Source organism: Pseudomonas sp. BT76 TE3572, from assembly GCF_050435365.1.
Lineage (GTDB): Bacteria > Pseudomonadota > Gammaproteobacteria > Pseudomonadales > Pseudomonadaceae > Aquipseudomonas > Aquipseudomonas fluorescens_W.
Map to the genome: position 1 here is coordinate 5428526 of NZ_JBNDKE010000001.1, position 20511 is coordinate 5449036.

At 57.9% G+C, this 20511-nt stretch carries 22 protein-coding genes; 12 read left to right on the top strand and 10 right to left on the bottom strand.

Annotation, left to right across the window (positions count from 1 at the left end; all coding sequences use genetic code 11):
• Positions 1-100: 100 nt before the first annotated feature.
• Positions 101-1438: an NADP-specific glutamate dehydrogenase gene (gene gdhA, locus ABH912_RS24660; protein WP_429511866.1), complete on the top strand. Its 1338-nt coding sequence runs from the start codon at positions 101-103 to the stop codon at positions 1436-1438.
• Here the strand turns inward: gdhA and ABH912_RS24665 are convergent.
• From ABH912_RS24665 to ABH912_RS24685, 5 genes are all read right to left on the bottom strand, one after another.
• Entirely contained in the window at positions 1435-1929 is a 495-nt protein-coding gene (locus ABH912_RS24665) for a GreA/GreB family elongation factor (RefSeq protein ID WP_033054275.1), read from the bottom strand. The genes gdhA and ABH912_RS24665 overlap by 4 nt on opposite strands.
• 70 nt (positions 1930-1999) lie before the next feature.
• The gene (locus tag ABH912_RS24670; RefSeq protein WP_033054276.1) at positions 2000-2356 is read right to left on the bottom strand and encodes a hypothetical protein; all 357 of its coding nucleotides are present in this window, start codon (positions 2354-2356) and stop codon (positions 2000-2002) included.
• A 78-nt stretch (positions 2357-2434) separates the two neighbouring features.
• Positions 2435-2740, bottom strand: a complete 306-nt coding sequence (locus ABH912_RS24675) for a chorismate mutase (protein WP_033054278.1) — start codon at positions 2738-2740, stop codon at positions 2435-2437.
• Positions 2741-2774: 34 nt separating this feature from the next.
• Positions 2775-4628: a DUF4105 domain-containing protein gene (locus tag ABH912_RS24680; protein WP_429511867.1), complete on the bottom strand. Its 1854-nt coding sequence runs from the start codon at positions 4626-4628 to the stop codon at positions 2775-2777.
• Between the two features lie 95 nt (positions 4629-4723).
• Positions 4724-5212: a DUF3015 domain-containing protein gene (locus tag ABH912_RS24685; protein WP_033054280.1), complete on the bottom strand. Its 489-nt coding sequence runs from the start codon at positions 5210-5212 to the stop codon at positions 4724-4726.
• A 275-nt stretch (positions 5213-5487) separates the two neighbouring features.
• On the opposite strand from ABH912_RS24685, the gene ABH912_RS24690 reads away from it, so the two are divergent.
• Positions 5488-7926, top strand: coding sequence for a Lon protease family protein (locus ABH912_RS24690; RefSeq protein ID WP_429511868.1), 2439 nt, complete (start codon positions 5488-5490; stop codon positions 7924-7926).
• A 317-nt stretch (positions 7927-8243) separates the two neighbouring features.
• The gene (locus ABH912_RS24695) at positions 8244-8585 is read left to right on the top strand and encodes a hypothetical protein (protein ID WP_033054282.1); all 342 of its coding nucleotides are present in this window, start codon (positions 8244-8246) and stop codon (positions 8583-8585) included.
• A gap of 5 nt (positions 8586-8590) precedes the next feature.
• On the opposite strand, the gene ABH912_RS24700 is transcribed toward ABH912_RS24695, so the two are convergent.
• The gene (locus tag ABH912_RS24700) at positions 8591-10420 is read right to left on the bottom strand and encodes a hypothetical protein (protein ID WP_429511869.1); all 1830 of its coding nucleotides are present in this window, start codon (positions 10418-10420) and stop codon (positions 8591-8593) included.
• A 159-nt stretch (positions 10421-10579) separates the two neighbouring features.
• Here ABH912_RS24700 and ABH912_RS24705 point away from each other — a divergent pair, with 159 nt between their 5' ends.
• The 3 genes from ABH912_RS24705 to ABH912_RS24715 all read left to right on the top strand — a co-directional run bounded on the left by ABH912_RS24705 (position 10580) and on the right by ABH912_RS24715 (position 12238).
• Entirely contained in the window at positions 10580-11068 is a 489-nt protein-coding gene (locus tag ABH912_RS24705; RefSeq protein WP_033054284.1) for a TIGR00645 family protein, read from the top strand.
• Positions 11069-11199: 131 nt separating this feature from the next.
• Positions 11200-11499: a DUF6482 family protein gene (locus tag ABH912_RS24710; protein WP_033054285.1), complete on the top strand. Its 300-nt coding sequence runs from the start codon at positions 11200-11202 to the stop codon at positions 11497-11499.
• A 121-nt stretch (positions 11500-11620) separates the two neighbouring features.
• Entirely contained in the window at positions 11621-12238 is a 618-nt protein-coding gene (locus ABH912_RS24715; protein WP_046048787.1) for an FKBP-type peptidyl-prolyl cis-trans isomerase, read from the top strand.
• 116 nt (positions 12239-12354) lie between these two features.
• Here the strand turns inward: ABH912_RS24715 and ABH912_RS24720 are convergent, their stop codons facing one another.
• The 3 genes from ABH912_RS24720 to ABH912_RS24730 form a co-directional block, all read right to left on the bottom strand.
• The gene (locus ABH912_RS24720) at positions 12355-12612 is read right to left on the bottom strand and encodes a PA4570 family protein (RefSeq protein ID WP_008154268.1); all 258 of its coding nucleotides are present in this window, start codon (positions 12610-12612) and stop codon (positions 12355-12357) included.
• A gap of 206 nt (positions 12613-12818) precedes the next feature.
• The gene (locus ABH912_RS24725) at positions 12819-13160 is read right to left on the bottom strand and encodes a zinc ribbon domain-containing protein YjdM (RefSeq protein WP_010467527.1); all 342 of its coding nucleotides are present in this window, start codon (positions 13158-13160) and stop codon (positions 12819-12821) included.
• A gap of 113 nt (positions 13161-13273) precedes the next feature.
• A complete protein-coding gene (locus ABH912_RS24730) occupies positions 13274-14242 on the bottom strand; it encodes a polyprenyl synthetase family protein (RefSeq protein WP_033054288.1) in 969 nt (322 codons plus the stop codon).
• 240 nt (positions 14243-14482) lie between these two features.
• On the opposite strand from ABH912_RS24730, the gene rplU reads away from it, so the two are divergent.
• The 5 genes from rplU to ABH912_RS24755 all read left to right on the top strand — a co-directional run bounded on the left by rplU (position 14483) and on the right by ABH912_RS24755 (position 18240).
• A complete protein-coding gene (gene rplU / locus ABH912_RS24735; protein ID WP_003176051.1) occupies positions 14483-14797 on the top strand; it encodes a 50S ribosomal protein L21 in 315 nt (104 codons plus the stop codon).
• Between the two features lie 34 nt (positions 14798-14831).
• Positions 14832-15089, top strand: coding sequence for a 50S ribosomal protein L27 (gene rpmA, locus ABH912_RS24740; RefSeq protein WP_003176049.1), 258 nt, complete (start codon positions 14832-14834; stop codon positions 15087-15089).
• A gap of 194 nt (positions 15090-15283) precedes the next feature.
• Positions 15284-16507: an Obg family GTPase CgtA gene (cgtA, locus tag ABH912_RS24745; RefSeq protein ID WP_010467530.1), complete on the top strand. Its 1224-nt coding sequence runs from the start codon at positions 15284-15286 to the stop codon at positions 16505-16507.
• Positions 16508-16644: 137 nt separating this feature from the next.
• A complete protein-coding gene (gene proB / locus ABH912_RS24750; protein WP_033054289.1) occupies positions 16645-17763 on the top strand; it encodes a glutamate 5-kinase in 1119 nt (372 codons plus the stop codon).
• A 12-nt stretch (positions 17764-17775) separates the two neighbouring features.
• Entirely contained in the window at positions 17776-18240 is a 465-nt protein-coding gene (locus tag ABH912_RS24755) for a CreA family protein (RefSeq protein ID WP_033054290.1), read from the top strand.
• Positions 18241-18422: 182 nt separating this feature from the next.
• Here the strand turns inward: ABH912_RS24755 and rpsT are convergent, their stop codons facing one another.
• Positions 18423-18701, bottom strand: a complete 279-nt coding sequence (gene rpsT, locus ABH912_RS24760) for a 30S ribosomal protein S20 (RefSeq protein WP_008154937.1) — start codon at positions 18699-18701, stop codon at positions 18423-18425.
• Between the two features lie 252 nt (positions 18702-18953).
• Between rpsT and murJ the strand changes: the two genes are divergently transcribed.
• Positions 18954-20492 carry a murein biosynthesis integral membrane protein MurJ gene (gene murJ / locus ABH912_RS24765; protein ID WP_429511870.1) on the top strand — a complete coding sequence of 513 codons (1539 nt, stop codon included), beginning with the start codon at positions 18954-18956 and terminating at the stop codon, positions 20490-20492.
• Positions 20493-20511 lie beyond the last annotated feature (19 nt).

Consider the following 20511-nt stretch of genomic DNA (forward strand, 5'->3'; position numbering starts at 1 on the left):
TTTCATAAACGCGACATTTTGCTCTGTTGCTGTGCGCAATCAGTTTGCTAAAGTCCGGCCCAATCTCTTCCTGCGACAATAAAATTGCCGAGACTTTTCCATGATCGAATCCGTTGAATCCTTCCTTGCCCGCCTGAAAAAACGCGACCCGGACCAACCCGAATTTCACCAAGCCGTGGAAGAAGTCCTGCGCAGCCTGTGGCCGTTTCTTGAAGCCAATCCGCGCTATCTGACTTCGGGCATTCTGGAGCGGATTTGCGAGCCGGAGCGGGCGATCGTTTTCAGGGTTTCCTGGGTCGACGATCAAGGCAAGGTGCAGGTCAATCGCGGATTCCGCATCCAGATGAACAGCGCTATCGGTCCGTATAAGGGTGGGCTGCGTTTCCACCCTTCGGTGAACCTCGGCGTGTTGAAGTTCCTGGCCTTCGAGCAGACCTTCAAAAACTCGCTGACGTCGTTGCCGATGGGCGGTGGCAAGGGTGGTTCGGATTTCGACCCGAAAGGCAAAAGCGACGCTGAAGTCATGCGGTTCTGCCAGGCCTTCATGAGCGAGTTGTATCGTCACGTCGGTGCAGACGTTGACGTTCCGGCCGGTGATATCGGCGTCGGTGCCCGCGAGATCGGTTTCCTGTTCGGCCAATACAAGCGCCTGAGCAACCAATTCACCAGTGTGCTGACCGGCAAGGGCCCGAGCTATGGCGGCAGCCTGATTCGCCCGGAAGCCACCGGTTTCGGCTGTGTGTACTTCGCTGAAGAAATGCTCAAGCGCAGCGGTGAAACCGTCGAAGGCAAACGTGTAGCCATTTCCGGTTCCGGCAACGTTGCGCAATACGCGGCGCGTAAAGTCATGGACCTGGGCGGCAAAGTGATTTCGTTGTCCGATTCCGAAGGCACGTTGTACTGCGAAAGCGGTTTGACCGAAGAGCAGTGGCTGGCGGTACTGGAACTGAAAAACGTCCAGCGCGGGCGCATCAGTGAACTGGCCGGCCGTTTTGGCCTGGAGTTCAAGGCTGGCCAGCACCCATGGGCGCTGAGCTGCGACATCGCGCTGCCCTGCGCGACACAAAACGAACTGGATGCCGAGGCGGCCCGCACGTTACTGCGCAACGGCTGCATCTGCGTGGCGGAAGGGGCGAACATGCCGACCACCCTGGAAGCGGTGGACCTGTTTATCGAGGCGGGGATTCTGTTCGCGCCGGGCAAGGCGTCCAACGCCGGTGGCGTCGCGGTGAGCGGGTTGGAGATGTCGCAGAACGCCATGCGCCTGCTGTGGACCGGTGGTGAAGTGGACAGCAAGCTCCACGCGATCATGCAGTCGATCCACCACGCTTGCGTGCATTACGGCGAAGAGAATGGCCGGATCAACTACGTCAAAGGCGCCAACATCGCGGGCTTCGTCAAAGTCGCCGACGCGATGCTCGCCCAAGGTGTGGTTTAAGCCGGTTCAATACGGATGATCTCGATCAACTGATCGCCAGCTGGACGTTGCCACAGCACCTCGTCGCCGAGTTGCGCCCCGAGCAATGCCCGGCCCAGCGGTGAGCCCCAGTTGATCAGGCCCGCCGACGCGTGGGCCTGGTCTTCACCGACCAGTTGCACGGTTTGCTCAGTGTTGTGTTCGTCGGCGAAGGTCACCCGGCTGCCGATCTGCACTTTTTGCGTTGAGTTGGCGGCGGTCACGACCTGAGCGCTTTGCAGACGCTGGTTGAAATACCGCAAATCGCGTTCAAGGTCCGCCAGGCGCTGCTTGTCGGCGTGCTCACCTTTGGCCGATTGCTCGCTGTGCAGGTGTTGCAATTCGGCGACTTTCACCTGCAACTGGATCAGCCCCGTGGGCGTGACGTAATTGGGCTGCGCGCTGACCTGCCGTTCGACGGGCTGATCGGCTTGCGCGGCGGCGTTATCTTCATTGACGAAGGCGCGACTCATGGTTGTCTCCCGTTATAGGGTTTGGGCCATGGTCGCAGGCTTTTAGTTTCGACAGATATCTGCCAGCGACTTATTGCGAGCGAAAAGCACGAGCGGCGCCCTGATCCTTCTGCTGCTGCCAGGCTTTGTCCCGGTCGTCCCAATGGTGGCTGCGATAGTCCTCGCGGTCCTGGTTTTCCAGCATGGCCTGACACTGACGGAAGCCATCGCTCCAGCCCTCGGCGTATTGCTTGTCCTTGAGGTAACGCGGAACGTTTTTACGAAACTCTCCGGTCATTGCCCCCGCCGCTTGCCGGCCACTGCTGCAACCGTCATCGAAGCCATCGGCGAACGCCGGTGGATAACCCTTGGCGATCAGATCCTCGTGGGTCGTCTGGCAACCCGCGATCAACATCAGCAAACCCACCACACCCACGCAACGCCACATCTCAGACTCCCAGGCCGTCAACGGCCTATGGGAGAAGTCTAGGAGTGGAATCGTGAGGCGTTTGTGAAAGACCTGTGATTAATCCGTTGGAGTTGCGGTCAGGCGCGCGTGTTCAGACAATTCCTGTTCGATGAATGCAGCGATCATGGCGCGGTAAACCTGCTCCGTAACTTCTGGGCTGGCACCTGCGTCCTCAGCCAGTGCGCGAACTTTGGCGATGACCTGCTCGACTCGCGCCGGGGCTTTCACCGCGTCGGGGTCCTTCTTGAAACGAGCCGCCTGCGCCACATAAGCGCCACGTTGGGCCAGCAGAGTGACTATCTGACGGTCCAGTCGATCAATGTTTTGGCGAACGTCCTCGAGGGAATTGCAGGTAACGACCATGTTGTTCGAGCTCCATGTTTCTACAAGGGAGGGATTAGTAGTGATACCACTTCACCTCAAGCATCACTTCATTCTCGGGCGAAGCCAGGTGGCTGAATTCGCGCTGGGCACTCAGGCGTAAACCCAGGTTGCGAGACAATTCCCACTGCTGGTTCAGACTCACGCTACGACGCACTTCGCCGTTGGTGAAGAAGTCGCCCTTGGCTTCCAGGCTGAAGTTGCCCACCGGGTTTTTCCACAGCAAACCGCTGTTAAAGCCTGCCGCCGGCGCGATGAAACCGGCAAAGTCATTGTTGTGTTCAATGCGCACGGTGCCCAAAGCAAAGCCGAGCATGTCGTCGCCCAGTTGCCAGGTCCCGCCGCCACCGCCATTGACGTGGCTGACCAAGGTTTCGTCGTCATGCTTGCCCGGCACTCGCTCCAGGCCGCCGGTGACTTGCCACGAGAGTGGTTGCAGCAATTCATTGCGCGGAGTCAGGGAGCGGATAGTCGCCAGGTCAAATTGCTGCAACTGCCAGTGATTGCCTTCGTACTGGCGCAGTTTCATTTGCAGGATTTCAATCTGCGCGCCGAGGGGGAAGCTCTCGGCGTTGTCGTTGAGGTCGTGATACGCCATGCGCAGGCCATACTCGCCAAAGGCCTTGTCGCCTCGAGTGCCGATGCCGGCCTGCCAGGTGCGCGATTCATGGCCATCCTCAGGCAATCCGGGTCGCGGGATATCCAGTTCCGGTGGCGGATTCAGGTTGATCGCCCGCAGCAATTCGAAACTGCGCTGCGCCCGTTGCGGATCACGCTCCTGGCCGTTGGCGCGGTAGCGCTCCAGGCGATAGGCCGCGTCGATGATCAGCGCCTGACGATCCTTGGGTTGAGCCTTGAACGCCGGTTCCTGCAACTGCTTCTGATCGGCGCTGACTTTCAGCACCCAATCCTGTTCTTCATGAGTCAACGGCTCGGCGCGGCTCAGCAGTTCTCGTTCGCGAGACGGTCGATACTGAATGGATTCCACCAGCCCGGCTTCTTTCACCGCTTTGACGGTGTCGGTAGGAATCGCGGTCAGCGGGAACTGTTCGGTCAATCGCAGGCTCGGACGGGCGACTTGCAGCAATTCCAGCAGACGATAAGAGCAGTTTTCGTCGAAGAAAAAATAGTCGAACTGGATCTGTTTGAGCTCCCAGACGTGCTCGACCATGCGCTCGGTTTCTGCCTGGGTCAGGTTCAGGCGGTATTCCCACAGATCGCGGTTCTCGAGACTGCGGTACTCCGAGAGTTTTTCCTGATAAGGCACCAGGGCAAACAAACCGGGATAGCCGCCCATCAAGCCTTTCCAGGCATACAGGATGCTGTTGTCCGAGCCCTCGATGTAGGCGCCGAAGTTGATCGCATAACTGAGCAGGGCGGTTTGATCGCTCTGCACATTGGCCTGGTCGATGCGCAGCAACGTGTGGCCGAACATCGATGACGGACTGTTCAGATACGCCGCCGGGAAAATCATCACCGCACTGTGGGGCGAAACATCCTTGAACCATTGCTTGAATTCAGTGCAGTCCAGTGTCGGCAGATCGCTCAGGTTGAGCTGCGCCTTCAGCCAGCGGGTGCGGGCGGGGTAGACGCATTGCGCATGCTTTTCACCGGCACTGGCCGGGGCGTACAGCGCTTGCACGGTCGCCGCCAGTTCATGGTCGGGATGTTCATTGCCGTCGGCGGCGAGGAAGAATTTCTTGTCGCTGACATAGCTGCGCCAGCCACCGAGTTTGGCGGTTTCGTAGTGGCCCAGGGAAATCCAGAAGGGGTCATTGGCCAATTGCTGCAAACGTTGATTGTCGACATGTGGCGCGGCAGACAGCGGGGCGCAGACACAGAGCGCCAGCCAGGCAAGGCGTTTGAGCATAGTGGGCAACTTAATTCGAAAGAAACAAAGGCCCGAAAAGGGCCAGGTTCAAAAAATAAAACCCGCTCCCCGAAAGAGCAGCGGGCGGGTCGAGCTTAAGCTTGAGTAGCGTACTTAGCCAGACGAGGATCGCTTTTCAGAACGGCGAGGGTGTTGGTATGCACGTCGTCAGCGGTCACGTCAGCCTTGCTGAAGATCTGCTGGAAGTGCTCATGAGTGACGGCGGCGAAATGCGCACGGTCTTCCGGCGCCACGCCCAGTACCACGGCGTAAGTGGTCAGCGCTTCGCCCTGACCTTTAGCCATGTCTTCAGACAGCTCGTTCATCATGCCATTCATGGCAATCCAGGATTTGCCGCCATAGGTCAGCGCCGCATTGGTTGAGCAACCGTTGGTACCAGAAGTCATACCGAAAGTTGCGTTGCCGGAAGTGCCGTTGGTGGTGGATGCCAGGAAGTGAGCCGGGGTGCCACGCTGACCTTCGAACAGCATGTTGCCCCAACCACAATCCGGGCCGCCTGGCGCCTGAGCCATGGCGTTGATGGATACAGCGGTGAAGAGAGTACCGAGAAGAATCCGTTTCATAGCTTTTTTCTCTTTATGTGCATACCAATGGACAGGGGGCTGGCCCGATCTGGCGCCAGTGGGCCGGTTATTGTTCCAGCCGCGCAGTTTGGAGTTTAGGCACGTTCCTGAGGTTCCGTTATTTTTTGCATAACATTCGCTGAAAACATTGATTTAGACCCGGTCCGCTTGGCGATATCGCTTTGTCTATGCTTTAGCTAGAGGCGCGCCTTGCAAGTGAGGTATGGGCAGCGCCAGAATGCCGCTATCTGCCCCGCCTGATGTAAGGAAGCCCGATGCCTGATCCTGTTGCTGCCAGCTTGCGTCTAGCGCCCGAAGCGCTGACCCGTCCGTTTTCCGCTGAACAGTTCAGCTTCTCTACCACCAATGATTTGGAGCCCTTCCGCGGTGTGCTCGGCCAGGAACGTGCGGTCGAAGCCTTGCAGTTCGGTGTGGCGATGCCACGCCCCGGTTACAACGTATTCGTCATGGGCGAGCCCGGCACCGGCCGGTTTTCGTTCGTCAAACGCTACCTGAAAGCCGAAGGCAAACGCCTGCAGACCCCGGCGGACTGGGTCTACGTCAACAATTTCGATGATCCTCGCGAACCTCGCGCACTGGAATTGCCCTCGGGCACTGCCGGCGCCTTTATCGATGACATCAACGGCTTGATCGATAACCTGCTGGCGACTTTTCCGGCCGTGTTCGAGCACCCGTCCTACCAGCAGAAGAAAAGCGCCATCGACCGCGCCTTCAATCAACGCTATGACCGCGCGCTGGATGTGATCGAGCGTCTGGCGCTGGAGAAAGACGTTGCGCTGTACCGCGACAGCACCAATATCGCCTTCACGCCGATGAGCGAAGGCAAGGCTGTGGATGAGGCCGAATTTGCCCAGTTGCCGGAAGTCGATCGCGAGCGTTTTCACGAGGATATTTCGTGGCTGGAAGAGCGGCTGAACGAAGAGCTCGCCAGCCTGCCGCAATGGAAGCGTGAGTCGAGCAATCTACTGCGCCAGCTCAACGAAGAAACCATCACCCTGGCCTTGCAACCCTTGCTCGCGCCGCTGTCGGAAAAGTACGCGGAAAACGCCGGCGTTTGCGGTTACTTGCAAGCGATGCAGGTGTATCTGCTCAAGACCGTGGTCGAGCAACTGGTAGACGACAGCAAGGCTGACGCCATCGCCCGCAAGCTGCTGGAAGAGCAATACGCACCGAGCCTGGTGGTCGGTCATCCGCACAGCGGTGGTGCGCCAGTGGTCTTTGAGCCGCACCCGACTTACGAAAACCTGTTCGGCCGCATCGAGTACACCACCGATCAGGGCGCGCTCTACACCACGTATCGACAGTTGCGTCCGGGTGCACTGCACCGCGCCAACGGCGGCTTCTTGATTCTTGAAGCGGAAAAAATGCTCAGCGAGCCATTCGTATGGGATGCGCTCAAGCGCGCGCTGCAATCGCGCAAATTGAAAATGGAATCGCCGCTGGGCGAGATGGGCCGTTTCGCCACCGTGACCCTGACACCGCAACATATTCCGTTGCAGGTCAAAGTCGTCATCATCGGCGCCCGACAGCTCTACTACACGCTGCAGGACCTCGATCCGGACTTCCAGGAGATGTTCCGCGTCCTGGTGGACTTCGACGAAGACATCCCGATGGTCGACGAAAGCCTGGAGCAGTTCGCCCAGTTGCTCAAGACCCGCACTTCCGAAGAAGGCATGGCGCCGCTGACCGCCGATGCGGTGGCGCGTCTGGCGACTTACAGTGCTCGCCTGGCTGAGCACCAGGGGCGTTTGTCGGCGCGGATCGGTGATCTGTTCCAACTGGTCAGCGAGGCGGATTTCATTCGCCAACTGGCCAGCGACGAAATGACTGACGCCGGGCACATCGAACGTGCGCTCAAGGCCAAGGCCACGCGGACCGGGCGCGTCTCGGCGCGGATTCTCGATGACATGCTGGCCGGGATCATCCTGATCGACACGGACGGCGCGGCGGTGGGCAAATGCAACGGATTGACAGTGCTGGAGGTCGGCGATTCGGCGTTCGGTGTGCCGGCGCGGATTTCCGCCACGGTGTATCCGGGCGGTAGCGGCATCGTCGACATCGAGCGCGAGGTCAACCTCGGTCAGCCCATTCACTCCAAAGGCGTGATGATCCTCACCGGGTATCTGGGCAGCCGTTACGCCCAGGAATTCCCGCTGGCGATTTCCGCCAGTATCGCCCTGGAGCAATCCTACGGTTACGTCGATGGTGATAGTGCATCGTTGGGCGAGGCTTGCACCTTGATTTCCGCCTTGTCGAAAACTCCGCTCAAGCAGTGTTTTGCGATCACCGGCTCGATCAACCAGTTCGGTGAAGTGCAGGCGGTAGGTGGGGTCAACGAGAAGATCGAAGGCTTCTTCCGACTCTGCGAAGCGCGCGGGCTGACCGGTGAGCAGGGAGCAATCATTCCCCACGCCAACGTTGCCACGCTGATGCTCGACGAAAAAGTGCTGGCGGCGGTGCGCGCGGGGCAGTTCCATGTTTACGCCGTGCGCCAGGCTGATGAAGCCCTGAGCCTGTTGGTCGGCGAACCGGCGGGTGCGCCGGACGCCGATGGCCAGTTCCCTGAAGGCAGCGTCAACGCGCGGGTGGTGGAACGCTTGCGGGTCATCGCAGAAATGATCAGCGAAGAAGACCTCAAGGAAGCTGAGAAAGAAGCTGCGCAGGAAGCACTGGTCGAGGCCAAGCCGGCCTGAGCAATCTGAGGATCACACGGATCCCCTGTGGGAGCGAGCCTGCTCGCGAAAGCGGTGTATCAGACGACATTGACGTCAGCTGACACTCCCTCTTCGCGAGCAGGCTCGCTCCCACATTTGTATCCGGTGCCTTGCGAAAAAGTGCCATCACTCTGACGTCAATATTCACACAATGACCATTCGGCGCCTTCTGGTCTCACTTGACGTGCTAGTCAGACTTTTCCTCTATTCTCAGGTCAAGGATATCGACAGTAATCACTGGATCGAGACAGTCCTCCCGTGGGGGCTGAATACCGGATCTACTGAGGGTCGCCGCCATGTCGCGCAACCTCTGCCTCACCCGTCAATGCCTGGGCCTTGTGACCCGTATCGAGTGTGCCATCCGCCCATTGGCGGGGGATACGGGCATGTGGACCTTACTCTTCGCCGCCGGAATGGAAGGCGAACAACCTTCTGCCATCAAAGCCCAGGGCCCGTTTCATGGCCCCTTTGTGGCTGAGTCGATACTCGACACCATTGTTGAAAGTCTCACCCTGCACGGCTATGAGCTGGCCGATGATCCGCAAATCTGGTGCCTGCACCTGCAAGCCCAGCTGCGGGAAATCAATGGTGGCCGCTGCCGCAACCCTGGAGGTTTCGAGTTTCGGCCCGATCACTGAACAGGCTATTGAGCAAGGCTGGACGTGTCCGCCTTGTCGAGTTTGACCTCGAAGCCATATTGCACGGTGGAGAGATCGGTTCGTTGATAGGTTTCCAGACGGGCAGGCTGCCCGTAGAAATAATGCACCCCCAATAATGCCGGGCCTTCTGCGCTCGCATCGTGGCTGACCGCCAGAATCTCCTTCAGATAATTGCCGCTGTCGTCCTTGGCGAAGAAACGCCAGTCCTGGGCGGGAAACTGCTTCAGATCAACCACCAGCGCATTGCCTTTGAGCACCAGCCCTTTGGGCAACTGGTGGGCGTCGAGGGTGTTCTTTTCGACGGTGGCGAGAAACAGCGGCATGGAGCCCACCGCGTAAGCCGGCGTTTCTGGAAACAGGTTCAAGTCGTAGGTGATGGTGCCGCGCAGGGGATCGACCTGGTAAGCCTCTGGCGGCAATTCGATCGGCTCATCGCGCTTGCCGTTACCGTCCTCGGTAAAGAAGCTGACCGGGCTTTCGCCGGGGTTGAAGGAGGTGCCGAGCAGCTCATCATTGAAGCTTTTGGGGTGATCGAACTCGATACGCGCGGCGCTGGGATCTTCGACCGACTGACTGATGCGCACGCTTTTTTTCAGTTGGTCCTCGCCAAGTGTGGCGCCCTTGAGCCAGATCGGGGCCTGGTCGTCGTACACCACCACCGGCAGCGTCAGTGGCTGGATGGTCTTTTGCGTGGTGTGTGGGTCGAAGCGAAGTACCGGCAGGTTCAGGTCCTTGTGGGTCACTGTGGCGGTTGAAAAGTCCAGTACGCTGACCTCAAGCGTTTCGATCGGCCCGTTGAAGTACACCTTGGAATAACGGTGGCTCTGTTGCTTCTCAAAGGCGCGCTGCTCTTCATCAATCTGTTTCTCGAAGCTCTCGCTCCAGGCTTTCTGTTGTTGCATTTTCGCCAGTTGCTTCTGATAGAAGGCTATTTGTGCGGAGGTTTCGTTGATCGAGCCTGAGCGCGCGAGAAATTGCCCGGTGCTGTCCCTGGCCTGGACAATCAGCGGATTCAGCGGCGTTTCGCCGATCTCGGGGGCCTGTGGCGCGCTGTTGTTGAATTCGATTTCGGCGTAGTTGTTTGCAAGGCTCAGCAGGGTGACGCTGAGATTGTCGTTGGTGCGAGTCTGGCCAACGTCCTTCTTCGTCAGGTCGAAGCTGTAGAGCCGGCGCGGCGCGATGACTTCCACCGTGCCTTGCAGGCTCACCGGTTGTGGCTGGTTCTTTTTGTCCACGTCCAGGCCGTCGATGAATGGATAGGTCACCGTCAAATCATCGGGGTTGGTCAGGTTGGAGCTCGACGGACTGAGCTGAATGCCCGGATCGGTCTCTGACCATTCCGGCTGAAACGGAATGACGCGTTTGTTGCTCAAAGTCACCGATTGCCATTCAAGACTATGGGGAAAGAGAAATGCGACCGGAATGTTGAAGTTGAAGGGGAACACCGGTTGCAAATCGGTCAGGTAGTCGGAACTGGAGTCTTTGTGCAGCACGAACAGACCATTGATGTACGTGTCGACCAAGGCTTGTGGGGTGGGATAGTGCTTGAGGACGGCGAGGGCGTCTTCACCGTATTCTGTTTCCACCGGTTTGCTGTCGAGCTTGAGTTGCGCACGCTCGAGCAACAACAGTGAGCCGCCGAGTTCAGCCACGGCTTCCTTGAGTTGCGGATCCTGAATCGCATCCAGAGACTTCTCGAACTGCGCAGTCTTTTCCTCGAGACTGACCTGGCGCTTCTCATCGCTGGGTGAGCAGGCACTCATCAGCAAAGCCAGGCAAATGCCGGCGCTCGTTAAAGGCAATCGCACATCCATTTCCCGTCTTCCTGTCCGATGTCGCTGAGCTGTCAATGCTTTGGACACTAGCAGAAAAACCTTGTCACACACGCGCAGGTTATGGATTTCCCAACGGTTTCTGGGTGTTACAGGTGGCTGATATACTCGCGGCCATTTCCAGGCCTTGTGTGAGATTTAATGGAACGCTTTATCGAAAATGCAATGTACGCCAGCCGCTGGCTGCTGGCGCCGATCTACTTTGGTCTGTCCCTTGGGCTGCTGGCCCTGGCGCTGAAATTCTTCCAGGAAGTCTTCCACGTCATCCCTAACGTGTTCTCGATGGCCGAGTCGGATCTGATTCTGGTGCTGCTGTCGCTGATCGACATGGCGCTGGTAGGCGGTTTGCTGGTGATGGTGATGATTTCCGGTTACGAGAACTTCGTTTCCCAACTGGACATCGACGACGACAAGGAAAAGCTCAACTGGCTGGGCACCATGGATTCCTCTTCATTGAAGATGAAGGTGGCCGCTTCCATCGTGGCCATTTCGTCCATCCACCTGCTGCGGATTTTCATGGACGCCAAGAACGTCGATCCCGAGCATTTGAAGTGGTACGTGATCATCCACATGACCTTCGTGATTTCGGCGTTTGCCATGGGTTATCTGGATAAGCTGACCAAGCACTGATCGTTTTATCGCTGTACCCAACCGCCCGTCTGTTGCGAAACAGACGGGCGGTGTCGTTTGTGGCTTGTACTTTGATGCGCCGAGGCCTATGCCTGTAAGAATCTTGGCTCGCCATTGCGTGAGGTGCGTTTATGGACCTGAAAGAGTTGAATGCTTATGCCATCGCCGGGAAGGTTGATGAGCTCAACCTGATCTCGATGGAAGGCGGGATCTACCTGTTGGAGGCGCGGATGCATGGCGCGGCGTATCCGCTGAGTGATGCCCACGGCCAGATGTTTCACCTGCGTTCGGTCGAGCATGCGCGTGAAGTGCTTCATGCCTTTCCCAGCTTGCCGTTCAACCTTGTGCACGTTTCGGTTCATGACGAGATGTGTGGGCTCGGCGCCAGTTCCGAGGGAAGCCTGAAGGTACCGATTGCGTGGCAGCACTGACGCCTCTCATCAACACAATGGCATCTGTGCTAGTCTGCTGGCCCTTTTGGTTCCGGGCGCTCCGGGACGCGCTGTGTACGCACGGCAAGTTCCAGGGCCGTCCGCACAGCGGAGCAGTGTCATGTCCGAAGTAAATCTGTCCACCGACGAAACCCGCGTCAGCTACGGTATTGGCCGTCAGCTGGGCGACCAACTGCGCGACAACCCGCCACCGGGCGTTAGCCTGGACGCAATCCTGGCAGGCCTGACCGACGCTTTCGCCGGCAAGGAAAGCCGTGTGGGTCAGGAAGAAATGTCCGCAAGCTTCAAGGTCATTCGCGAAATCATGCAAGCTGAAGCAGCTGCCAAAGCTGAAGCCGCTGCTGGCGAAGGCCTGGCATTCCTGGCTGAAAACGCCAAGCGTGACGGCATCACCACCCTGGCTTCCGGCCTGCAATTCGAAGTACTGACTCAGGGTGAAGGCGCCAAGCCAACCCGTGAAGATCAAGTGCGCACTCACTACCACGGCACTCTGATCGACGGCACTGTGTTCGACAGCTCGTACGATCGTGGTCAGCCTGCAGAATTCCCGGTTGGCGGCGTGATCGCTGGCTGGACCGAAGCCCTGCAACTGATGAACGCCGGCAGCAAATGGCGTCTGTACGTGCCGAGCGAACTGGCTTACGGCGCTCAAGGCGTTGGCAGCATTCCGCCGCACAGCGTACTGGTATTCGACGTCGAACTGCTCGACGTTCTGTAATACATGACCCTGTAGGAGCGAAGCTTGCTCGCGAATGCATCACCTCGGTTTCAAGTCGGAACCGAGTTGTCAGGTTCGCGGGCAAGCCTCGCTCCTACAGGGTTTTTCAGCGTTTTTCATATTTCGATCTTGTGGTGCAGTTCGCTTGTCGGGCGCAATGCCCGGGCATAGCAGAACAGAAACAGATTGCGCACCAGTTCCTTGAGCACCACCGGCTCGCTGGAACTCAAGCCGTTGACGTCCAGATCACCCTGATCCTGCAGCTCGTTCAAGGCTTCCTCTTCAAGCACCGCACAGACTTCCCCGGTTTCCCGATGCAGGATCCTCAGGTAAGGGTGTGGGCGGTCCAGCCAGGCGTCGATCAAATAAGTCATGGGTCTCATCTCCATCGATTGATTTCAATGAGAATAATTCTTATTCATCAAATAGCAAGGGCCTATTGGCGGTTTGGTTTTTTTTAAGGGTAAAGGTTGCGTAAGGTCAAAACGGCTGGCGTTTGGCTATTGCGAGGGATTGTTGGGCGAAGCGGGGGAGGGTGAAGCACCATCCCGCGCAGGACGCGGGATGGAATACAGCAGACTCAGACTTTTCTGACGAACTCGGATTTGAGCTTCATCGGGCCGATGCCGTCGATCTTGCAGTCGATGTCGTGATCGCCATCGCACAGGCGGATGTTCTTGACCTTGGTGCCGACCTTGACCACCAGCGACGTGCCTTTGACCTTGAGGTCCTTGATCACGGTGATGGTGTCGCCGTCCTGCAGGACGTTGCCGACCGAATCCTTTTTCACGGTGTCATCGGACGCTGCTTCGGCTTCGCCGCTGGCGGACCACTCGTGGGCGCACTCAGGGCAGATCAGCTGGGCGCCGTCTTCGTAGGTGTATTCGGAATTGCATTTTGGGCAGGGTGGCAACGTGCTCACTAAAGCTCCTTGGATTCAGGATCGCTAAAAAGCGCACATTGTATAGGGTTTTAGGTGGAAGAGGGCGGGGGGTAGCAAACCTGTGGGAAAGGGCTCCCACAGGTTGTGGTCTATCAGTGCGTACGGGCGACCGCAAATTCGCTCAACTCGACCAGTGCATCGCGGTATTCGCTGGCAGGCAGTGCGTCGAGGCACTTGATCGCGCGGGCCACGTAGTCACGGGCCAGTTGCGCGGTGTAATCCAGCGAGCCTGAGGCTTCCACGGCTTCGCGGATGCTTTCCAGGTCTTCGATACCGCCTTTCTGGATCGCCTTGCGCACCAGGGCAGCCTGCTCCGGCGTGCCTTCGCGCATGGTGTAGATCAGCGGCAGGGTCGGTTTGCCTTCAGCCAGATCGTCACCGACGTTCTTGCCCAGGGTTTCGGCGTCGCCTTTGTAGTCCAGCAGGTCGTCGACCAACTGGAATGCCACGCCCAGATGATCGCCGAATGTACGCAGGGCTTCTGACTGTTCCGATGTCGCTTCGCAGAGCGCTGCGGCACTGTGGGTCGAGGCCTCAAAGAGCATCGCGGTTTTGCCGCGGATGACTTCCATGTAGGTTTCTTCAGTGGTGCTGGCGTCACGAACCTTGGACAGCTGCAACACTTCGCCTTCGGCGATGATGCGCGTGGCTTGCGAAAGGATTTTCATCACTGGCATGGAGCCCAGTTCGACCATCATTTCGAAGGACCGCGAATACAGGAAGTCGCCCACCAGCACGCTAGGGGCGTTGCCCCACATGGCGTTGGCCGTCGAGCGGCCACGGCGCATGCCGGACATGTCGACCACGTCGTCATGCAGCAAGGTGGCGGTGTGCAGGAACTCGATGGTTGCGGCCAGCAGGCGCAGGTCATCGCCTTCGCGACCCAGAGCCTTGCCACACAGCAACACTAATAGAGGGCGCAGGCGTTTACCGCCAGCCGAGGTAATGTAATCGCCGATTTTCGATACCAGCGGCACTCGGGAAGTCAGCTGCTTCTTGATGATGCCGTCGACGGCGCTAAAATCGTCCGCCACCGCGCGGTAGAAAGCTTGGGGTTGCATCAGCGACAGTTGCTCCAGAAGGGTTGCGCGGCATGCTAGGACCCACGTCGGCGGGTGTCAAGGTACGATGGACGGCCTCTTGCATCGCCCTGGTAGCTTGCGTACAATCGCGCACCCTGAACTTCCTGGGCAGCACCTGCCTTACGCAATTGCAAACAGGCCTTCCAGCCTTATGCAGCCATGCCAGCCAATACCTCTTCTTATAAAGAGCTGGGTGAGCAGGATTATCGGAGAAATACCATGTCGTACGCAGTAATTGTTACTGGTGGCAAGCAATACAAGGTCGCCCCAGGTGAATACCTGAAGATCGAAAAACTGGAAATCGCTACCGGCGAATCCGTTACTTTTGATCGCGTTCTGTTGGTCGCCAATGGCGATGACGTGAACATCGGCGCTCCAGTTGTTGCTGGCGCTACCGTTGTGGCTGAAGTGATCTCCCAAGGTCGTCACGATAAAGTCCGCATCATCAAGTTCCGTCGTCGTAAGCACCACATGAAGCGTATGGGCCACCGCCAGTGGTACACCGAGATCAAAATCACCGGTATTCAGGCTTAATTTCAGCCTAATTCCTCACTAGGAGAATTGACTCATGGCACACAAAAAAGCTGGTGGTAGTACCCGTAACGGTCGCGACTCAGAAGCCAAACGCCTTGGCGTGAAGATGTATGGCGGCCAGAAAATCATTCCGGGCAACATCATCGTGCGTCAGCGCGGCACCCAATTCCACGCCGGTTACGGTGTTGGCATGGGTAAAGATCACACTCTCTTCGCGAAAATCGAAGGCGTGATCAAGTTTGAAGTAAAGGGCGCGTTCAACCGCCGTTACGTGAGCGTTGTCGCAGCTTAATTGCGCGATCGCTGGAAAAGCCCTGTCTCGCGACGGGGCTTTTTCGTTTGTGGGGTGAGTCTCTTGCAAAGCTGTTTGTGATGGGCTCCAGCGCTGGATTTGCGGTTGTTGATTGAGGTCGCTGCGCTCATTTTTGCAAGAGTCTTATGTCTTAGTGTTTTTCGGCTCGTCCGTATGACGAGAGGCGTTTTGTTATGAAGTTTGTTGATGAAGTATCGATTCGAGTAAAGGCCGGCGACGGCGGCAACGGTTGCATGAGCTTCCGTCGCGAAAAATTCATTGAAAACGGCGGCCCAAACGGCGGTGACGGTGGTGATGGCGGCTCGGTCTACATGATCGCCGACGAAAACCTCAACACCCTGGTGGACTACCGTTACACCCGGCACTTTGATGCCGAGCGTGGTTCCAACGGCGGCAGCACCGACTGCACCGGTAAAAAAGGTGAAGAGCTGGTACTGCGTGTTCCGGTCGGCACCACCGTTATCGACTCCGCTACTCAGGAAGTGATCGGCGACCTGACCAAAGCTGGCCAGAAGTTGCTGGTGGCTCACGGCGGCTGGCACGGTCTGGGTAACACCCGTTTCAAATCCAGTACCAACCGTGCTCCGCGTCAGACCACTCCGGGTAAGCCGGGTGAGGCGCGTGATCTGAAGCTGGAAATGAAGGTGTTGGCTGACGTCGGCCTGCTGGGCTTGCCGAACGCTGGCAAAAGTACCTTCATTCGTTCGGTATCGGCCGCCAAGCCGAAAGTCGCCGACTACCCGTTCACCACGCTGGTGCCGAACCTGGGTGTGGTCAGCGTCGATCGCTGGAAAAGCTTCGTGGTTGCGGACATTCCGGGCCTGATCGAAGGTGCTTCCGATGGCGCAGGCCTGGGGATTCGCTTCCTCAAGCACTTGTCGCGTACCCGTTTGCTGCTGCACCTCGTGGACATGGCGCCACTCGATGACGCCAGCGCCCCGGATGCTGCGGAAGTGATCGTCAGCGAGCTGACCAAGTTCAGCCCGTCCCTGGCTGAGCGTGATCGTTGGTTGGTGCTGAACAAGTGCGACCAGATCCTCGAAGAAGAGCACGATGCTCGCGTCAAGGAAATCGTTGATCGTCTTGAATGGACCGGTCCGGTCTACGTAATCTCGGCTATCTCCAAGTTGGGCACCGAGCGTCTTTGCCACGACATCATGCGTTACATGGAAGACCGTGCTGATCGCCTGGCTAACGACCCGGTTTACAAAGAAGAGTTGGCCGAACTCGATCAGCGCATCGAAGACGAAGCCCGTGCTCAGCTGCAGGCCCTGGATGACCAGCGTGCCCTGCGCCGTAGCGGCGTGAAGTCCGTCCACGACATCGGCGACGATGATTGGGATGAAGAAGATGTGGATGACGAAGATGGTCCGGAAATCATTTACGTGCGTGACTGATTCGTTGCGATAAACTTAAACGCCGCTCACTAGAGCGGCGTTTTAGTATCTGGAAATCGATAGTTGGTCACGAATAATCACGAATAACGTTACGGGCAGTGCCAGGTCGCGCTGTCCTCAAGCTAAGGTTGAAGATGATGCGGAGCAAGGTGACAGGTGCGCAGCGTTGGGTCGTGAAGATCGGCAGCGCTTTGCTGACGGCGGACGGCAAGGGCCTGGATCGCGCGGCAATGAGTGTTTGGGTCGAGCAGATGGTGGCTTTGCATGAGGCTGGCGTCGAGTTGGTGCTGGTGTCCTCCGGGGCGGTGGCGGCCGGCATGAGCCGCTTGGGTTGGACCGTACGACCCAGTGCGATGCACGAACTACAGGCCGCTGCCGCCATCGGTCAGATGGGGTTGGTGCAGGCCTGGGAGTCGAGCTTTGCCGAGCATGGCCGGCATACCGCGCAGATTCTCCTGACCCACGACGATTTGTCCGACCGCAAGCGCTACTTGAACGCCCGCAGCACCTTGCGCGCGTTGGTCGAGCTGAAAGTTATTCCGGTGATCAACGAAAACGACACCGTGGTCACTGATGAAATACGGTTCGGCGACAACGACACGCTGGCGGCGCTGGTAGCCAACCTGGTCGAGGCTGACTTGCTGGTGATCCTCACCGATCGCGATGGCATGTTCGACGCCGATCCGCGCAACAACCCTGACGCCAACCTGATTTACGAAGCGCGCGCCGATGATCCGGCGCTGGATGCGGTGGCGGGCAGTACGGGTGGTGCGCTGGGGCGTGGCGGCATGCAGACCAAATTGCGTGCTGCGCGGCTGGCGGCTCGTTCCGGTGCGCATACCATCATCGTTGGCGGGCGTATTGAGCGCGTGCTGGATCGCCTCAAGGCGGGCGAACGCATCGGCACCTTGCTGTCGCCTGAGCGCGGCCTGTTGGCGGCGCGCAAGCAATGGCTGGCCGGGCACCTGCAAACCCGCGGCACGCTTGTGCTGGATGCCGGTGCGGTGACGGCGCTGTCCAAGGGCAACAAAAGTTTGCTGCCTGTGGGTGTCAAGCTGGTCCAGGGCAGCTTCCGTCGTGGCGAGATGGTGGTTTGCGTGGCGCCGGACGGTCGTGAAATCGCTCGGGGTCTGGCCAACTACAGCGCGCTGGAAGCACAAAAAATCATCGGTCAGTCGTCTGAGGCGATTGTCGGTCTGTTGGGTTACATGGCGGAGCCGGAACTGGTTCACCGCGATAACCTGATCCTGGTCTGAAGGAATACCTGAATGCGCGTGGCAAAAGGATTGTTGGGTCTGCTGTTGGCGATGCCGCTGCTGGCCTCGGCCGAGGAGATCGGTCAGGTGTCGACGGTGTTCAAGTTTGTCGGTCCGAACGACCGCATCGTCGTCGAAGCGTTTGATGATCCAAAGGTTGAGGGTGTGACTTGCTACCTGTCGCGAGCCAAGACGGGTGGCGTGAAGGGTGGTTTGGGGTTGGCTGAAGATCGCGCAGAAGCGTCTATCGCTTGTCGTCAGGTCGGGCCGATCAGCTTCAAGGGTGAGTTGAAGGATGGCGACGAGGTGTTCAAGGAGCGCACGTCGCTGGTGTTCAAGACCATGCAGGTGGTGCGATTCCTCGACAAGAAGCGCAATACGCTGGTGTACCTGGTCTATAGCGATCGTGTGATCGAAGGCAGTCCGCAGAATGCGGTGACGGCGATTCCGATTTTGCCGTGGGCACAGGCTCAGTAATCTGACGCAAATCGAAATGTAGGAGTGAGCCTGCTCGCGATGGCTGTTTAACATTCAACACTGATGTTGACTGTTCTACTGCTATCGCGAGCAGGCTCACTCCTACTTTTTTGTGCGGTGTTTGTTAAATCGCAGGCAATAAAAAACCGACCCTAGGGTCGGTTTTTTAACAAGCTTATCGCTTATGCGGCAACAGCAAGGTTCAGAGCCTTGACGTGACCGTTCAGGCGGCTCTTATGACGAGCAGCCTTGTTCTTGTGGATGATGCCTTTATCGGCCATACGGTCGATAACTGGCACGGCCAGAACGTAAGCAGCTTGAGCTTTTTCAGCGTCTTTTGCGTCGATGGCCTTAACTACATTCTTGATGTAGGTACGAACCATGGAACGCAGGCTGGCGTTGTGGCTGCGACGCTTCTCAGCCTGTTTTGCACGTTTTTTGGCGGAAGGTGTGTTGGCCACCGTCGAGCTCCTCGAAAGACTTTTTAGGAAATAGCAAACAAAATAGGCCGCGAATCATGCCGATGAGTTGATGTCTTGTCAAGGGCGGTTGAGACGTTCCGCTAAGTGGTAGGTATAAAGAGGCGGGATATTTATTTCCGGCGCTTGACCTGTAAACTCGCGAGCTTTGGCTCTGTGCTGCTGCGGCGCGGAGTATCGCATAAGTAGGCGCTTTGTTCGCCTGCTGTTTATCGACAGGCACAAACTCTTTCAATGAATCTGCTCAAATCGTTGGCCGCCGTCAGCTCTATCACGATGCTTTCCCGGATTCTGGGGTTCGTTCGTGACACTCTCATTGCGCGCACATTTGGCGCCGGGATGGCGACTGACGCCTTCTTTATCGCCTTCAAATTGCCCAATCTGCTGCGACGGATCTTCGCCGAGGGGGCATTTTCCCAGGCATTCGTGCCGATTCTTGCTGAATATAAAAGCCAGAAGGGCGAGGAGGCGACGCGAACCTTCATTGCCTACGTCTCGGGCCTGCTGACGCTGGTACTGGCGTTGGTCACCGCGTTGGGCATGATCGCTGCGCCGTGGGTCATCTGGGTGACCGCGCCGGGCTTCACCGACACGCCGGAAAAATTCGAGCTGACGACCAGCCTGTTGCGCGTGACTTTCCCTTATATATTGCTGATCTCCCTGTCTTCATTGGCCGGGGCGATCCTCAATACCTATAACCGTTTCTCGGTGCCGGCCTTTGTGCCGACCCTGCTTAACGTCAGCATGATCATCTTTTCGGTGTTCCTGACGCCTTACTTTGATCCGCCGGTCATGGCACTGGGCTGGGCAGTACTGGCGGGAGGGCTGGCGCAATTGCTCTATCAGCTGCCGCACCTGAAAAAGATCGGCCTGCTGGTGTTGCCACGCCTGAACCTGCGTGACAGTGGCGTCTGGCGGGTCATGAAACAAATGCTGCCGGCGATTCTCGGCGTTTCTGTGAGCCAGATTTCGCTGATCATCAACACCATTTTCGCCTCGTTCCTGGTCGCCGGTTCCGTGTCCTGGATGTACTACGCCGACCGTTTGATGGAGTTGCCGTCCGGTGTTCTGGGCGTGGCGCTGGGCACGATTCTCCTGCCGACCCTGGCCAAGACCTACGCCAGCAAGGATCGCCAGGAATACTCGCGGATCCTCGATTGGGGGCTGCGCCTGTGCTTCATGCTGGTGTTGCCGTGCTCCCTGGCACTGGGGATTCTCGCCGAGCCGCTGACGGTTTCTTTGTTCCAGTACGGTCAGTTCAGCGCGTTTGACGCCTCCATGACCCAGCGGGCACTGATTGCTTATTCGGTCGGGTTGCTCGGGATTATCGTGATCAAAGTGCTGGCTCCGGGCTTTTATGCGCAACAAAACATTCGCACTCCGGTAAAAATCGCGATTTTTACCCTGATCGTCACCCAGTTGTTCAACCTGGTGTTGATCGGCCCGCTGGCCCACGCCGGCCTGGCGCTGGCCATCAGCATCGGCGCGTGCATTAACGCCAGCCTGCTGTTCTATCAGCTGCGCAAGCAGCAGATGTATGAGCCGCAACCGGGTTGGGCGAAGTTCGGCTTCAAGCTAGTGATTGCAGTGTTGGTGATGTCTGCTGTGTTACTGATCGGAATGCATTTCATGCCAGCCTGGGATCAGGGGCATATGCTGGAGCGGTTCCTGCGTCTGGGCGCATTGGTCGTTGCCGGTGTGGTGGCTTATTTCGGCATGTTGCTGTTGATGGGCTTCCGTTTGCGCGACTTCAATCGCAAAGCGCTGAGCTGAGGTCACGACCTCGATAAAC

Bases quoted from the DNA above. Each gene is read 5' to 3' on its own strand.
- gdhA (WP_429511866.1), top strand. From the start codon at position 101: ATGATCGAATCCGTTGAATCCTTCCTTGCCCGCCTGAAAAAACGCGAC.
- ABH912_RS24665 (WP_033054275.1), bottom strand. From the start codon at position 1,929: ATGAGTCGCGCCTTCGTCAATGAAGATAACGCCGCCGCGCAAGCCGAT.
- ABH912_RS24670 (WP_033054276.1), bottom strand. From the start codon at position 2,356: ATGTGGCGTTGCGTGGGTGTGGTGGGTTTGCTGATGTTGATCGCGGGT.
- ABH912_RS24675 (WP_033054278.1), bottom strand. From the start codon at position 2,740: ATGGTCGTTACCTGCAATTCCCTCGAGGACGTTCGCCAAAACATTGAT.
- ABH912_RS24680 (WP_429511867.1), bottom strand. From the start codon at position 4,628: ATGCTCAAACGCCTTGCCTGGCTGGCGCTCTGTGTCTGCGCCCCGCTG.
- ABH912_RS24685 (WP_033054280.1), bottom strand. From the start codon at position 5,212: ATGAAACGGATTCTTCTCGGTACTCTCTTCACCGCTGTATCCATCAAC.
- ABH912_RS24690 (WP_429511868.1), top strand. From the start codon at position 5,488: ATGCCTGATCCTGTTGCTGCCAGCTTGCGTCTAGCGCCCGAAGCGCTG.
- ABH912_RS24695 (WP_033054282.1), top strand. From the start codon at position 8,244: ATGTCGCGCAACCTCTGCCTCACCCGTCAATGCCTGGGCCTTGTGACC.
- ABH912_RS24700 (WP_429511869.1), bottom strand. From the start codon at position 10,420: ATGGATGTGCGATTGCCTTTAACGAGCGCCGGCATTTGCCTGGCTTTG.
- ABH912_RS24705 (WP_033054284.1), top strand. From the start codon at position 10,580: ATGGAACGCTTTATCGAAAATGCAATGTACGCCAGCCGCTGGCTGCTG.
- ABH912_RS24710 (WP_033054285.1), top strand. From the start codon at position 11,200: ATGGACCTGAAAGAGTTGAATGCTTATGCCATCGCCGGGAAGGTTGAT.
- ABH912_RS24715 (WP_046048787.1), top strand. From the start codon at position 11,621: ATGTCCGAAGTAAATCTGTCCACCGACGAAACCCGCGTCAGCTACGGT.
- ABH912_RS24720 (WP_008154268.1), bottom strand. From the start codon at position 12,612: ATGACTTATTTGATCGACGCCTGGCTGGACCGCCCACACCCTTACCTG.
- ABH912_RS24730 (WP_033054288.1), bottom strand. From the start codon at position 14,242: ATGCAACCCCAAGCTTTCTACCGCGCGGTGGCGGACGATTTTAGCGCC.
- rplU (WP_003176051.1), top strand. From the start codon at position 14,483: ATGTCGTACGCAGTAATTGTTACTGGTGGCAAGCAATACAAGGTCGCC.
- rpmA (WP_003176049.1), top strand. From the start codon at position 14,832: ATGGCACACAAAAAAGCTGGTGGTAGTACCCGTAACGGTCGCGACTCA.
- cgtA (WP_010467530.1), top strand. From the start codon at position 15,284: ATGAAGTTTGTTGATGAAGTATCGATTCGAGTAAAGGCCGGCGACGGC.
- proB (WP_033054289.1), top strand. From the start codon at position 16,645: ATGCGGAGCAAGGTGACAGGTGCGCAGCGTTGGGTCGTGAAGATCGGC.
- ABH912_RS24755 (WP_033054290.1), top strand. From the start codon at position 17,776: ATGCGCGTGGCAAAAGGATTGTTGGGTCTGCTGTTGGCGATGCCGCTG.
- murJ (WP_429511870.1), top strand. From the start codon at position 18,954: ATGAATCTGCTCAAATCGTTGGCCGCCGTCAGCTCTATCACGATGCTT.